This is a genomic window from Methylomonas sp. LWB (genome assembly GCF_001856095.1).
Classification (GTDB): Bacteria; Pseudomonadota; Gammaproteobacteria; order Methylococcales; family Methylomonadaceae; genus Methylomonas; species Methylomonas koyamae_A.
Genome location: NZ_MKMC01000089.1, coordinates 87424 through 101878 on the forward strand (window position 1 = coordinate 87424; position 14455 = coordinate 101878).

The window sequence follows — 14455 nt, forward strand, 5'->3', positions numbered from 1 at the left end:
ATGGAGCTGAGTAATTTTGACTTTCTAAAGTACCACGACGAGTTGCTAGTGCGTCTGGCACAAACCGCCGAGGCCTGTTTCGTCCCCGATCCGAACACCACGCTTATCAAGATGCGTCAACTGGGCGAGGAACTGGCTAAAACCATCGCCTCTCGCGTAGGAGTGGAATCCGGCAGCGAGATTAAACAGGTCGATCTGTTAAAAGAGCTGGATTACACCCTCAAGCTAGACAAGCAGGTCAAAGATGCCTTCCACTCCTTGAGAAAGTTAGGGAACCCCGCAACCCACGACATCACCTCGTCTTCTCACCGCGATGCGCTCAAGGCCTTGCAGATTGGCCATGCACTCAGCGCCTGGTTTCATGTGCAATTCGGTGGCGACAAAGCCAAAGGCTTCAAGCTAGAGCCTTTCCTAAAGCCGCAAGACCCTTCTGAAAAAGTTCGCCAGCTCGAACAAGCCTTGCTTGAATTGCAAAAACAAAGCAAATTCGCAGAAGACCGCTTAACACTCGCCGAACAACAAAAAGCCATCGAAGTCCAAAAAGCCGCCGCCGAGCAGCAGCGCGCCGAGCAAATGGCCAGCGAAAGCAAAGTCTGGGAACAAATCGCCACCGAACACGAGACTAAACTGGCGGAATACCGCGCCAAAATGGACGCGGCCAATATCAAATACTTGGAACACTTTGCTCAACTGGAAAAGCCGCAGCAAGCCGAGCAAATCCGCCGCGTCGAAAAATCCACATTACAACTTAACGAAGCCGAAACCCGGGTATTGATCGATCAGCAACTGATCGAAGCGGGCTGGGAAGCCGATACCGTCAATCTCAGGTTTTCCAAAGGCGCTCGGCCGATACCCAACGCTAACCGCGCCATTGCCGAATGGCCAACCGATTCCGGCCCCGCCGACTATGTGCTGTTTATCGGCTTAACCCCGGTTGCCGTGGTAGAAGCCAAAAAGTCCGCCAAAAATGTCTACGACGACATCGGCCAGGCTAAGCGCTACGCCAAAGGCTTGCAGACCCAAGGCGCATTCACTATCGAAACCCGCTACGGCGAATTCAAAGTACCTTTGACCTTCGCCACCAATGGCCGCCCTTATTTGCAACAACTGCAACAGGAAAGCGGCATCTGGTTTCTGGATGTGCGCGACAACAGCAACCGCCGCAAAGTGTTGAAGGGTTGGTACACGCCACAGGAAATCAAAATCTATCTCCGGCAAACGCCTCAGCAGGCGGAAGCCGAGTTGGACGACATGGCGTTTGATTACCACCTGAAACTGCGCGACTACCAAGTTAACGCTATTAAAGCCGTCGAAAACAGCATTAAACAGGGCAAAGAGTCGGCGTTAATCGCCATGGCCACCGGCACAGGTAAAACTAAAACCGCCATTGCCTTGATCTATCGCTTACTCAAATCCGAACGTTTTCGCCGCGTACTGTTTCTGGTCGACCGTGCCGCGCTGGGCATACAAACCACCGGCGACTTCAGCGAAGTCCGCCTGGAACACCTCAACACCTTTGCCGATACTTTCGATGTGATGGGCATGGAGCCCAACAAGCCCGTCAAACCCAATCCCAACGATGACACCAAGGTGCATGTCGCCACCGTGCAAGGCTTGGTGCAGCGCATTCTTTATCCCGGCGATAACGACAATAAACCCGGTGTTGGCCAGTACGACTGCATCATCGTCGACGAATGCCACCGTGGCTACTTGCTCGACCGAACACTCAGCGACACCGAAATTCTGTTCCGCGACCAGCAGGATTACCAATCCAAATACCGCGCGGCCATTGAATACTTCGACGCCTTCAAAATCGGCCTCACCGCCACTCCGGCGTTGCACACTACCGAAATTTTCGGACCGCCGGCCTTCACCTACAGCTACACCGAAGCGGTGTTGGACGGCTATTTGAACGACCACCTGCCGCCAATCCGCATTCATACCAAGCTCGCGGAACAAGGCATCAAATACGCCATCAATGAAGAAGTGAAGGTCTACGACGCCGAAAACAACAGCGTCGAAACCTACAACACCCCGGACGAACTCAACTTCGAGGTTGCCGACTTCAACCGCAAAGTCATCGCCCCGGAGTTCACCAAAGTCGTCACGCAATGGCTGATCGAAAGCGATGCGATCAATCCTTATTCACCGGCCAAAACCCTGGTGTTCTGCGTCACCGACAAACACGCCGACGACGTGGTGGAAGCCTTCAAAACCGCCATCGAAAACTACCACGGCGAAGTGGAAGACGACGCCGTACAAAAAATCACCGGCGCCAGCGACAAGCCCTTGGACAAAATCCGCAGCTACAAAAACGACCGCCTGCCTAACATCGCCGTCACCGTCGACTTACTCACCACCGGCGTCGATGTGCCGAAAATCTGCAATCTGGTGTTTTTACGCCGAGTCAACAGCCGCATTTTGTTCGAGCAAATGCTGGGGCGCGCCACCCGCTTGTGCCCGGAAATTGGCAAAGGCCCGTTTCGGATTTACGACGCGGTGGACATCTACAAACAACTGGAAAAAGTCAGCACCATGAAGCCGGTGGTGACCAACGTCGACATTCGTTTCAGCGATCTGGAAGCGGAAATGGGCCAAACCACCGCGCCCGATTTGCAAGACTTGGCCAGAAAGCAATTCATTGCCAAATTGCAGGTCAAAAAACAGTTCCTGACCGACGAGCAAGCCGACCAATTCGAAACCATCGTCGGCCAGTCGCCCGCCGAATTCGCCAAGCAACTGAAAACCATGCCGTTGCAACAGGTGGCGCAATGGTTTACACGGCACCCTGGCCTGGGGGAATTACTGGACGCTAAAATCACCGGCAACGGCGGCTTCATGCCACCCGTGGTGATTCATGAGGGCGACGACCATGTCACCAAAACTACCACCGGTTACGGCGAAGGCCAAAAACCGCAAGACTACCTGAATGCCTTTAAAGACTTCATCAACGCCAACAGCAACCGCTTAGCGGCTATCCAGACCGTCATCAACAAACCCTGGGGCTTGAGTCGGCAAAGCCTGAAAGAACTGGCCGTGGAATTAGACCGCAACCGTTTCCGCGAGCAAGACCTGCAAGCCGCCTGGCGCGATGTGAAACAGGAAGAAACCGCCGCCCGCATCATCGGCTTTATCCGTCAGGCCGCGCTCGGTGAAGCCTTGATTCCGTGGGAACAACGGGTTGATCAAGCGTTGGAAAAAATCCTGAACAGCCAACCTTGGAAAACCCCGCAACGTGAGTGGCTGCAACTGATCGCCCAGCAAATGAAAGCCACCACCATCGTCGATGAAGCTGCACTCAACCAGGGCATCTTTAAGCATCAGGGCGGCATCAAACGCGCCGACAAATTGTTCGAGCAGCCGGTGGCCGAGGTGTTGGAGCGTTTTAATCGAGCGCTATTGCAATGAGTTTTCTACGAGACTAGCAATTAAACGTAGGGCAGATAAGCGTAGCGTCATCCGCCGAATCCAGCCCTCTGGTGGATGGCGCTGCGCTTATCCACCCTACCGAACCCTTTTTAAGCATTAATCGATCATACAAACTTATGAGCACCCAAGACCTTGTCGCCAAACTCTGGAATCTGTGTAACCTGCTGCGCGACGACGGCGTGACTTACCACGAATACATCAACGAACTGACCTTTCTGGTGTTCCTAAAAATGGTCGAAGAAACCGGCCAGGATGAACTGATTCCATCGGGTTGCCGCTGGTCCGATCTGGAGGCTATGAATTCCGCCACCCGCCTGGAAGCCTACAAAAAAATGCTGGTCGATTTAGGCAGCCACGGCTCGCAGATTACTCAGGCCATCTACAACAACGCCAACACCGTGATTCGCAAACCGGCCACGCTCAACAAACTGGTCACCGAAATCGACAAGCTAGACTGGTACAGCGCCAAAACCGAAGGCCTGGGCGACATGTACGAAGGACTGTTGGAAATCAACGCCACCGAGAAAAAATCCGGTGCCGGCCAATACTTTCACGCCACGGGTGTTGATCAACACCATGGTCGAATTGATGAAACCGACGCTGGACGACGTCATCGTCGATCCCACCGCCGGCACCGGCGGCTTCTTGATCAGCGCCCACCATTACATCAAGCAGCATCACGACATCAGCGCTCTTAACGAATTCGACTACGACCAATACCAGCACAAAACCTTTTACGGCATGGAGTTCGTGCCCGATACCCGGCGGCTGGCGATGATGAATTTGATGCTGCACGACCTGGCCATTGACGACCAGCACGCCGGCATTTTGTTTGGTGACACCCTCAGCAACGAAGGCAAGCAACTGCCGCAAGCCAGCCTGATTCTGGCTAACCCGCCATTCGGCACTAAACAGGGCGGCGGCATACCCACCCGCGATGATCTAGTGCATTACACCAGCAACAAACAACTGGCGTTTCTGCATTTGATGTATCACGTCCTGCTCAAACCCGGTGGCCGCGCCGCCATCGTCTTGCCGGACAACGTGCTGTTCGAGGCCGGCACCGGCAAAACCATCCGCCAGGACCTGATGGAAAAATGCAACCTGCACACCATCCTGCGCCTGCCCACCGGCATTTTTTACGCCGCCGGCGTCAAAACCAACGTGCTGTTTTTCAGCAAACCCAAAGACCCGAATAAAGACAAAGCCAACACCCAAAACCTCTGGGTCTACGACCTGCGCGCCAACATGCCGCAATTCGGCAAACGCACCCCATTCACCGCCCAGCATTTACAGGAATTCTGCCAAGCCGTCGGCCACGACCTGACCCAAGTGGACGAAGCCGCGCGGCAAAGTTTTATCGAGCGCCACGTCGAAAACGGCGGCACCCCGGACGACTGCCGCCTGCGCTGTTTCAGCCGCGAACAAATCCGCCAGAAAGACGATTCGTTAGACCTGGCTTGGATACGCGACGATAGCGCCGAAGACAGCGCCAGCCTACCGGAGCCGGATGTGTTGATTAACGAAGCGTTGGAAGAAATGACTGGAGCGATGCAGGGGTTGCAGGCGATATTGGTGGAGTTGGGGGCGGCGGAAGAAGGTGAGGAGATTCTGGGATGAGCGAGCTTCCAAAAGGATGGTTTGCGGTTACGCTAGGTGATTTATGCTCGAAGCCTCAATATGGTTTTACCACCAAAAGCACCGTAGAGGGAAAGGTTAAGTATCTTCGTACGACTGACTTGACTTCGGGAAAGATAAATTGGGATAAGGTTCCGTTTTGCATTACTGAACCCGACGATGAACGGTATCAATTGGAAGATAACGACATTGTTATTTCCCGTGCTGGTTCTGTTGGATTTCATTGTTTGGTGAAGCAGCCGCCCGCTCAAACCGTATTTGCTTCATATTTGATTCGGTTCAAACCTGATAAAGCTATTTTTCCAGAATATCTTTCTTTATTCCTAAGAAGCCGAGATTATTGGGAGCAATTGAAATCGAAGGCAGTAGGTGTTGCTGTTCAAAATGTAAATGCCACTAGCCTATCTGAATTAGTAGTCCCTGTTGCACCCCTAAACGAACAAATTCGCATCGCCGACAAACTCGACAGCGTACTTGCCAAAGTCGATGCGGCCCAGGCGCGGCTGGAAAAAATCCCAGCCCTGCTCAAACGCTTCCGCCAATCCGTCCTCGCCGCCGCCGCTTCGGGGGAGTTGACGAAGGAGTGGCGGGAGGGAAAAGATATTTTGTTATCCCAAAATGCAATTTCAGAAGTATATCGAGACGGTTGGATTTTAGAAACACAACAAGATTTTGCTGCCAAAGGTAAATTACCTAAATCAGATAGTTGGAAAGAAAAAATACCAAGCCCCTATTTACCAAGTGAAGAAGATATTGAGAGATTCGGAGTTTTCCCTGAAAACTGGATTTTTGTGTCTCTTGATCAAATAACTAGGTTTGTTAAGGATGGGCCACACTTTAGTCCTGAATATACTGACGAAGGAATACCTTTTATTAGCGGACGAAATGTAACTCAAAAAGGTGTTGAGCTTGCCACTTGTAAATTCATATCAATGGAACTTCATGAGGAGCTGAGTAAAAGATGTAAACCTGTAAAAGGAGATATTCTCTATACGAAAGGCGGAACAACAGGGATAGCTTGTGTTAATAAGCTTGATATTGAATTTAATGTTTGGGTTCATGTCGCCGTCCTAAGAGTTTCGAGCGACAAAGTTATTTATCCTGATTTTGTTGCTTTGGTACTGAATTCTCCGAAATGCTATGAACGTTCTCAATATTACACACATGGTGTTGCCAATAGAGATTTGGGGTTAACGCGGATGATAAAAATTTGCTTTGCTGTACCCCACATCGAAGAACAAAAAGAAATCGTCCGTCGCGTAGAATCCCTCTTCGCCCAAGCCGACGCCGTCGAAAAACAATACCGCGCCGCCAAACAACGCCTGGACCGCCTGAGCCAATCGCTGCTGGCCAAAGCCTTCCGCGGCGAACTGGTGCCGCAAGACCCGAACGACGAACCCGCCACCGAATTACTGAAACGCATCCAGGCCGAGCGCCAGCAGCAGGCTGCCGATAAGCCAAAACGCAAAACTGGTAAACGAAATAACCAAAACAATGCCGTCCCCAATCAGACCAAGACGAATATTATGCAATTAAAGGATGCACCGGAAACCTATTTGTTAGACCTCCTTGCCCAACTCGGCGGAGAAAGCCATGCCGAGGTGTTATGGAAAAAATCCGAACTGGCGATCGATGATTTTTACGCCAAACTAAAGCAGGAAATGCTGAGCAACCGCATTGTCGAGGACAAGAATTCGCCGGACCCAGCCTTGCGCAAATTGAAGGTCGCCAATCGGTAAGGGATAAAGGAGGTATTAGCCATGCGGATCAACCGTTTATACGTCAAGGATTATGGCAACCTGCGGGATTTTGAGTTCTGTCCAGACTTGCACGCTCAAACCAGTGTGGTGCTGGGCCGCAATGGAGCCGGTAAATCCAATCTGATTGAAGCGTTGGTGGTGATCTTCCGTGATCTGGAAGCCGGTGACGCGTCAGACTTTTGCTACGAGCTGAATTACCAGATTCGTGAACATGACGTTCAAATCATCAATGATCCAACTGGTCGGCCGAAACAGCAAATCATCATCAATGGCACGAAAACCACCAAAGAGGCTTTCGAAAAGCAGGAGGACAAGTATCTTCCCAAATATGTGTTTGCTTATTACTCCGGCTGGAACCGCCGCCTGGAGCAGTTGTTTGATAAGCCCACTTCCGATCTTTATCGAAAATGGCTCAAAGGCGGTACATCAGACACCATTCCTTTGAGACGACTGTTCTTTTGTAGAAAGAACTACAGCCAGTTTGCCTTGCTTGCATTTTTTCTACTGGATTTTCAACCAGAGATTGAAGGCTTTTTAAGCCGGTATTTAAAAATCAAAGATTTTGAGTCTGCATTATTTGTTATGCATAAACCTTTCTGGAGAAGTTCAGGAAAACCAAAACAAATTGAATTAGAAGAAGGTGATTCCCTTTTCTGGCACGCCAGAGGTGCTTTCCAGTCCTTTTTAGACAGACTATGGCGTCAATCTTTAGCGCCAATCAAAAGTGAAGAGTCGATACCGAAAGATTTTCGCAACCGCAACGAAGACTCTGAACGATTTTATCTTTATGTGAAAAACAAGGAAGACCTCAAAAACCTTAGGTATCCAGGCGAGTCGATAGCTGATTTTTTTTCACACATCGAAGGGTTGTTTTTATCTGATTTGCTAGAAGAAATACGTGTTTCAGTAAATCATGAATGCGGTGAAATCATTAGGTTTGAGCAATTGTCAGAAGGTGAGCAACAGTTATTAACTGTTCTAGGGTTGTTACATATTGCAAAAGGTGAGGAGTGCCTGTTTTTGCTAGACGAACCTGACACCCATTTAAACCCGGCTTGGACTTATGAATATCTGCAACTATTGGAAAATCAGGTGGTAGATAAGTCATCTCAACTTTTGATTGCCACTCACAACCCGCTGATGATTGGCGGACTGAAACGTGAGCAGGTGCGCTTGCTAAACCGACATGATCGAGACGGAAAGCATTCAATTTCTGCCGATGTGCCTGATGAAGACCCCATCGGTATGGGCGTTGATGGCTTGTTGCAGTCTGAAATATTTGGTTTGAAGTCGGTGTTACCGCCAAGTGTGGTTCAGCGCCTTACAGATCGATATAAATTGCTGGGCATTCGCAACAAAACCGCCGAAATGGCCGCCGATCTTGAAAGGCTGACAAAAGAGCTAGGCGAGTTGGGGATTGCCCATAGCTTCCCGCATCCTTATTTCAACCAATTCTCTCAAGCCTTGGCGCGCAATCCGATCATGAGCAAGCAGGATTTTAGCGCCGACGATATTTCTGATCTGGAAGAACTTACCGACGAATTGTTGCAGGGCATAATCGACGGCAAAAGTGGTGAGGCGGACGTATGAGATATATCCCGCTGAAAGAAGCCAGTAAAGACGAGTTGGAAGTTTGGTTGCAAAAATCCAACGAGATATTGGAAGAGATGAAAAACGAGAAGGATGACCAAAAGCGCAAAGCCATTATTCATCGTAACAGAGCGCATTGGCGGGATGCCGGTTTACTGGAATTTCTTAAAAAACTGTCTGATGGTAAGTGCTGGTATACCGAAGCCCGATTCACCGCCGAATACCCACATTTGGAACACTTCCGCCCCAAAAGCTGCGCCCGCAATGAAGCTTGGGAAAAATGCCACGATGGGTATTGGTGGCTGGCGTTTGATATTGAAAATTACCGGCTTTCTAAGCCTGTTCCTAATACGCGAAAGGGTACTTATTTTCCGTTACTCGACCATAGCCAGGCGGTTCACAGGCCGGGAATTGCTGTAACCCGGGAGAGTCCGTTGTTTTTGGATCCTGTCAGTCAGGAAGACGTCGATTTAATCAGCTTCAACTCGCATGGTTATCCCGAACCATGCTCAAACCCCATCGTGGACCTAACAGAATGGGATTTAAAGCGTATAGAATTTTCCATTAAACATTACGGTTTAGATGACAGAGAGTTGTGTAATGAACGAAAGGAGCTTTGGGTGTCATTAACTGCGCAGTTTAATGAATATGCTAAGTTGCTTTTGAAATATAAGAACGAACAGTGTTTGGTCTCAAAAGGCAAAGCCGAAGAAAAATTGCAGGCATTGGAAGTCTATCTATCCCAATCCCATAGTTTTACGGGTTCGATAAAAGCTTGTTTTGAGGCTCATAAAGTCGGCCAGTTGCTTTTAAAGCGATTAGCAAGTTTTACGGTGGTGGCTTAGCGTTGTACATCCATTTTACACAAAATTTGGGACACACCCGGAGTGAAAGCGAAAAATAACAGTAACATTTACAGTAACTATATGTTTAGCTTAAAAATTTAAAATAAATATAGCTAAACCCTATTCAGCCGATGACAACGAAACTGAAACCGGCTGACACCGCCAAGGCAGCCTCCCAAGCTCGACTTAAGGCGGCGAAATATCCTTCCCCGGCTCGGCTTGCTCGGCGGCGGGGAAGAATCAAGTTTGCTAGGCCGAACGCCTTCCGCCAAGTAAGCGCAAGATCGCGATTCCGGACAGCATCAATGGTAACGCGGCCGGTACCGGGACCGTCGCGATACCTTCCCGGAACCACAGATCGAACGGCGCCTCGCTGCCCGCGTAAACGGCCCCCCCGAAATACGGCTCGCCTTGCGCATAGGCATCGATTTTAAACCCTGTACCGAAGATGCCCAGGTCCGAGGACTCGGCACCGTTGCGGAAAACTTCCCACACGTAAGTATTGCCGGCCGTCAAACCGACCGGCGCGGCGAAATTGAAACGCACCAATTCCGGCGCATGAAAAGGCCGCGACTCCGGTTGATCGGCAAAAAACACCGTCTCGCTGACGCCCAGAATCGTGCCGCTAATGTCGGCTTCGCGAATTCTGAGCGCAATGTCGTCGCCGGCTCCGAAATCCGGATTTTGGTCGTTGATCATCAACTCGACGAAATGCAGCGACGCCAGACCGGGCCGGAAGCTTTGCCCGATCGGGCCGGCGTTGAGAGTAAAACCGCCGGAAACGGTGCTGTCGTTGGCTTGATCGACAATATCGGCCAACGCCGCCCGACTCGACAAACCCAGCGTTAATGCCAATCCCAGCGTAAACAAACCGGCCTTGCAAGCCGGCGCTATCCAGCGCCCCGCGCCGGTGTCGGAATAGAAGTAATCCATGATGTTTCTCCCGTCAATTCTAAGAACCGGCCGTCGCGGCCGACATGAGTTCACGCCAACGCGACCATTACCGAAACGGGCTTAGGCGAGACACCGGCGAACCACGTAAACCGTGTACTCCATCGTCTCGAATCGTTAGCGTTGGGAAGTGTAAAAAAGACGGGGGCCGGTTGGCGGTGAACTATTTCACCGCCAACCGGCGAATACTGCACTTTGCCTCCGCCGAGCAAATACCGGGCGCCAAAGTCATCGGAAAGAGAAGGTCGCCCGACCGGTGGCCGGTGGCCGGCGGCCTTCAGGGATTAAACCATCCGGCGTTTTCGGCGACCTGCCAAAACTCCGAACAAACCGCTTGCAAACAACCCGGCCGCCGCCGGCAACGGTACCGCGGCCGGCGCGCCGTACAAGTATTGCGCGCCGGCGATGTCGTCGGCGTCCAATTCGCGATTGATTCGGAACCAGCAGGCCGAATCGACGACCTGCATCACCGGACAACCGCCGCCGACCGGCGGGTGTGCCAAGCCGAGCGCATGCCCCATTTCATGCAGCAACAAACTCTCGAAATCGTTAGGCGCGGTGGAGGCGCTGGGGAACAAATCGCCATCGTTACCCGGTTGGAAAGCATAAAACGAGTTAGCCGCGAAGATGATGTCGCCGCTACCGGTGCCGCCGTTGGGCGGTGGCGCGTAGCCGACCGCGCCGCCGCCGGAACTGAAATCGAAGGCGCCGATGCGAATGTCCGGCACACCCGCGCCGGCATGATTGATCGGCAAACCGGAATCGGACAGCGGCCCGACAAAGCTGATGTTGGCAACGCCGGCCCATTTGTCGAACGCCGCCTGGATGTAGCCCACCAAATTGGTCAACGGTGTCAGCGTATAACCGGTGCCGGGTGAATTTTCAATCCAGATCGACGTTTTCGCGGTACCGGAGCAGGCGCTATCGCAATAAGCCGAACCGGCCGTGCCTTCCGGAATGAAGCCCCAAGTCACGCTGCCGCCGGGGGTACCGGGCGTATTGTCGCCACCCCATTTCAAAACGCCGCCGTTGCCGTCGGGAAATGTCGCGTAAGCCTGAGCGGCCCCGGACAATACCGCCAAACCCAAACCGACCACCATTGCATACGATCGATAACCCATAAATACCCCCTCCAAAACAAAAACTCATGAAAGCGCCGGCGAAACCGACACCGAAACTGAGCCGGGCGCGGGCCGCTCGGCACCAGATACTCCGGTTCCAGGCCGGCATCGACGCGGGCCAGACCGGTTTTTACTTGACGCACATCACAAAATTTGCCGCGCCAGTGCGCTCTATAGCACGTTTTTTAAAAAAATCAAAAATTTTTGCTTGACCGTGCCTAGCGTTTGGCGTCAGACCGGCTTTTCCAGTCGCTCCAAGCTCAAGTCGGTCACCTTAGGCTGCCAAAGCATTGGATTTTCCGGGAATGGGAGCAGAACGCCCGTGCGCCGATAACCGCGGCGCTGGTAATACGCTAGCAATTCGGCGCGGCGTGGAATCACGAACATCGCGAAACGTTCGATCGCCCAAGTTCGCGCCGCCAAGTCTTCGGCGGCGCCCAACAAGCGCCGGCCCACGCCCCGGTTCTGCCGCGCCGGATCGACCGTAAGCATGCCTATCTGGGCTTCGCGATCGGCCAGGCGCACTTGCACGCAAGCCACCAGCCGGTCGGCTTCGAAACCGGCAACCATTAATACAGCGGGGTCCGTCAGCGCGGCCGTCAGCTCCTCGGCGTCGGTGCGCTTGCCGTCCAGCAAATCGGCCTCGGTGGTCCAACCCAAACGGCTGGCCTCGCCGCGATAGGCTGAATTGACTAAATCCGCCAAGGCTGGGGCATCGTGAAGTTGAGCACGCAGGAAGGTCAGTGGGAACATACGGTGATCTGGCGTTGAGAAATTGCCGGCACTCGGGCCGGGTCGGGAATTGCTGCTAGGCTAGACGATAACCAGACCGCGCTCAAGCGCATGTTTTCGGGAGCCCGCCGTGGACACCTGCCCTAAATGCCAACACGCCCTAGCACAACCCACCCCGACCATCTGCCCCCACTGCGGCGTGGTGTTCGAAAAGTATTTGCGCTATCACGCGGATCCAAACCGGCCAGCCCCGATGCCAACCACTCGGGTCGAATTTGCGCCAACGCCCTCGGCCGATTGGGTCTCGGATACCTATGCCGACAGCGAGTTCGCCTTCTGGGGCCGAGCGCTATTGCTCGCGTTGTTCGCGCTATGGAGTTGGATATTGATCGTTCCGCCGATCGCCGCTAACGCCGCCGGCTCGTCGTTTTTGCATTTGGTCAATCTGCCTTTCCACGAAGCCGGCCATCTCATTTTCCGACCCTTCGGCGCCTTTGTCACATCGCTGGGCGGCACATTGGGCCAGTTACTGATGCCGACGATTTGCATGGCAACCCTGTTCATAAAAACCCGCGACCCGTTTGGTGCCGCGCTGTGTTTGTGGTGGCTGGGCGAAAATTTTTTGGACATCGCCCCCTACATCGACGACGCTCGGGCCGGGCAACTACCGTTGCTGGGCGGCAACTTCGGCCATTCCGCACCTTACGGTTTTCACGACTGGGAATATTTGCTGACCGAATCCGGCCAGCTGGCCCACGATCACGCCATCGCCAAATTTTCCAAATTCGTCGGGTCGCTGACGATGCTGGCGGCACTGGCCGGCGGAAGCGCTATTCTGGTTCGGCAGCGCGCCATCCTGGCGGCGCGGCGCTAACCGAGCCGGACTGTTAACGCTTCAGCCAGGTTTTCACACGGTCCTTAACTCGCTGTTTGGCGAGTCTGGACCAACGGTACAAGGCCGTCTCGGCGATTTTGGCGTGCGCCCAGCGTAACCAGCCGGTAATCGTGCCGTACAGCCAGGCCAATACCGCAAAACTCAGCAATTGCGGCTTGGTCAGAGTGAACACGCGCGCCACCAACAACGTACCCAACAATTTGGCGACGATTTCCAGTACCAAACCTTGCAGCAACAAACCGTGCAGCAGCAACCACAGCGCCGCCAGATTCAACGGCGTAACCAGTAAAATCGGTACGGTAATGGCTATTAGCGCGACACCCGGCGAGCAGCGGCTTAGCCAGCGTTCGATGCGTTCCAGGCCCAGCGCCAGCGCCAGATAGTGGCCGCAAGCGGATAGAAAATCCCACAGCCATTCCTCGACGATCAGCGCGACGGCCAACAAGGTCAGCAATAATCTGTTCATGATTTCCTCGGGATGCCGGTATCGCCGACCACTATAACCGATCGCGGCCCAAGCCGTCCGCAGTCTGCAATCTTACCGGCCGGTAGCCGTGGCGGCTCAACTATGCGAGGATAACGCCGCCTCTTTAGCGCAGGAACCACCGATGATTGAAAACGCCTATTTGGAATCCGCGTCCGGCGTGCGCATGCCGCCACTCATTTACGGCACCGCCTGGAAACAGGAACGCACCGCCGAGTGGGTCGAACTCGCTCTCACCCAAGGATTTCGCGGTATAGATACCGCCTGTCAACCCAAACATTACCATGAAGCCGGCGTTGGGGCCGGTCTGGCGACCGCGCTGACTCGCTTGAACCTGGATCGCGCCGCGATTTATCTACAAACCAAATTCACGCCGCTCAACGGCCACGATCCGCTACGCATTCCTTACGACCCGAACGCCAGCCTGGAACAGCAAGTCGCCCAGTCGTTCGCGGTGTCGCTACAAAATCTGCGCACCGACTATTTGGACTGCTTGGTATTGCACTCGCCGCTAGCCGACCGCCAGCAGCTGTTAACCGTGTGGCAAGCCATGCAGACCATTCAGCGCAACGGCGGCACCCGGCAACTGGGCATCAGCAATTGCTACGACCCGGAGCTCTTCGAATTCCTGTACCAACAAGCCGAGGTCAAACCCGCCGTGCTGCAAAACCGGTTTTACGCCGACACCGGTTACGACAAGGCGCTACGGGCGTTCTGCCGGACTAACCGCGTGATTTACCAAAGTTTTTGGACCTTGACGGCCAACCCCAAAATATTGACCGGCAGCGTCGTCGCCAATCTGGCCGAGCGCTTGGGCCGCCGCCCGGCACAAGTGTTTTTCCGATTTTTGACCCAAATCGGCATCGTACCGTTGACCGGCACCACCTCGGCCGATCACATGCGCGAGGATTTGGCGATTTTCGATTTCGAACTCAGCGAAGCCGAATGCGCCGAGTTGGCGACACTATTGGACTAGCGCCAACCGCCGCCGTCCCGCGCCGGCTAAGCTA

The 14455-nt window shown here is 53.3% G+C and carries 12 protein-coding genes; 8 read left to right on the plus strand and 4 right to left on the minus strand.

Annotated elements, in window-relative coordinates; all coding sequences use genetic code 11:
- The 6 genes from hsdR to BJL95_RS22175 all read left to right on the plus strand — a co-directional run bounded on the left by hsdR (position 1) and on the right by BJL95_RS22175 (position 9262).
- On the plus strand, positions 1–3408 hold the full coding sequence (gene hsdR / locus BJL95_RS22155; RefSeq protein WP_071160765.1) for a type I restriction-modification system endonuclease: 3408 nt from the start codon (positions 1–3) through the stop codon (positions 3406–3408).
- 137 nt (positions 3409–3545) lie between these two features.
- The gene (locus tag BJL95_RS25840) at positions 3546–4127 is read left to right on the plus strand and encodes a type I restriction-modification system subunit M N-terminal domain-containing protein (protein WP_254786877.1); all 582 of its coding nucleotides are present in this window, start codon (positions 3546–3548) and stop codon (positions 4125–4127) included.
- Positions 4018–5049, plus strand: coding sequence for a class I SAM-dependent DNA methyltransferase (locus BJL95_RS22160; protein ID WP_254786878.1), 1032 nt, complete (start codon positions 4018–4020; stop codon positions 5047–5049). Before BJL95_RS25840 ends, BJL95_RS22160 begins: the two co-directional genes overlap by 110 nt.
- Positions 5046–6806: a restriction endonuclease subunit S gene (locus BJL95_RS25350; protein ID WP_175463772.1), complete on the plus strand. Its 1761-nt coding sequence runs from the start codon at positions 5046–5048 to the stop codon at positions 6804–6806. Before BJL95_RS22160 ends, BJL95_RS25350 begins: the two co-directional genes overlap by 4 nt.
- A 21-nt stretch (positions 6807–6827) precedes the next feature.
- A complete protein-coding gene (locus tag BJL95_RS22170; protein ID WP_071160767.1) occupies positions 6828–8417 on the plus strand; it encodes an AAA family ATPase in 1590 nt (529 codons plus the stop codon).
- Complete coding sequence (locus BJL95_RS22175) at positions 8414–9262, plus strand: hypothetical protein (protein WP_071160768.1); 849 nt, start codon at positions 8414–8416, stop codon at positions 9260–9262. The genes BJL95_RS22170 and BJL95_RS22175 overlap by 4 nt, the downstream gene beginning before the upstream one ends.
- Positions 9263–9511: 249 nt before the next feature.
- Here BJL95_RS22175 and BJL95_RS22180 read toward each other — a convergent pair whose 3' ends face one another.
- The 3 genes from BJL95_RS22180 to BJL95_RS22195 all read right to left on the minus strand — a co-directional run bounded on the left by BJL95_RS22180 (position 9512) and on the right by BJL95_RS22195 (position 12087).
- Entirely contained in the window at positions 9512–10195 is a 684-nt protein-coding gene (locus BJL95_RS22180) for a hypothetical protein (protein ID WP_071160769.1), read from the minus strand.
- 302 nt (positions 10196–10497) lie between these two features.
- The gene (locus tag BJL95_RS22185; RefSeq protein WP_083386212.1) at positions 10498–11334 is read right to left on the minus strand and encodes a matrixin family metalloprotease; all 837 of its coding nucleotides are present in this window, start codon (positions 11332–11334) and stop codon (positions 10498–10500) included.
- 231 nt (positions 11335–11565) lie between these two features.
- The gene (locus BJL95_RS22195) at positions 11566–12087 is read right to left on the minus strand and encodes a GNAT family N-acetyltransferase (RefSeq protein WP_071160772.1); all 522 of its coding nucleotides are present in this window, start codon (positions 12085–12087) and stop codon (positions 11566–11568) included.
- A 232-nt stretch (positions 12088–12319) separates the two neighbouring features.
- Between BJL95_RS22195 and BJL95_RS22200 the strand changes: the two genes are divergently transcribed.
- Positions 12320–12940, plus strand: a complete 621-nt coding sequence (locus tag BJL95_RS22200; RefSeq protein ID WP_231883649.1) for a zinc ribbon domain-containing protein — start codon at positions 12320–12322, stop codon at positions 12938–12940.
- Between the two features lie 13 nt (positions 12941–12953).
- On the opposite strand, the gene BJL95_RS22205 is transcribed toward BJL95_RS22200, so the two are convergent.
- Entirely contained in the window at positions 12954–13427 is a 474-nt protein-coding gene (locus BJL95_RS22205) for a hypothetical protein (RefSeq protein ID WP_175463773.1), read from the minus strand.
- 142 nt (positions 13428–13569) lie between these two features.
- Here BJL95_RS22205 and BJL95_RS22210 point away from each other — a divergent pair, with 142 nt between their 5' ends.
- Entirely contained in the window at positions 13570–14421 is an 852-nt protein-coding gene (locus tag BJL95_RS22210; protein WP_071160774.1) for an aldo/keto reductase, read from the plus strand.
- Positions 14422–14455 lie beyond the last annotated feature (34 nt).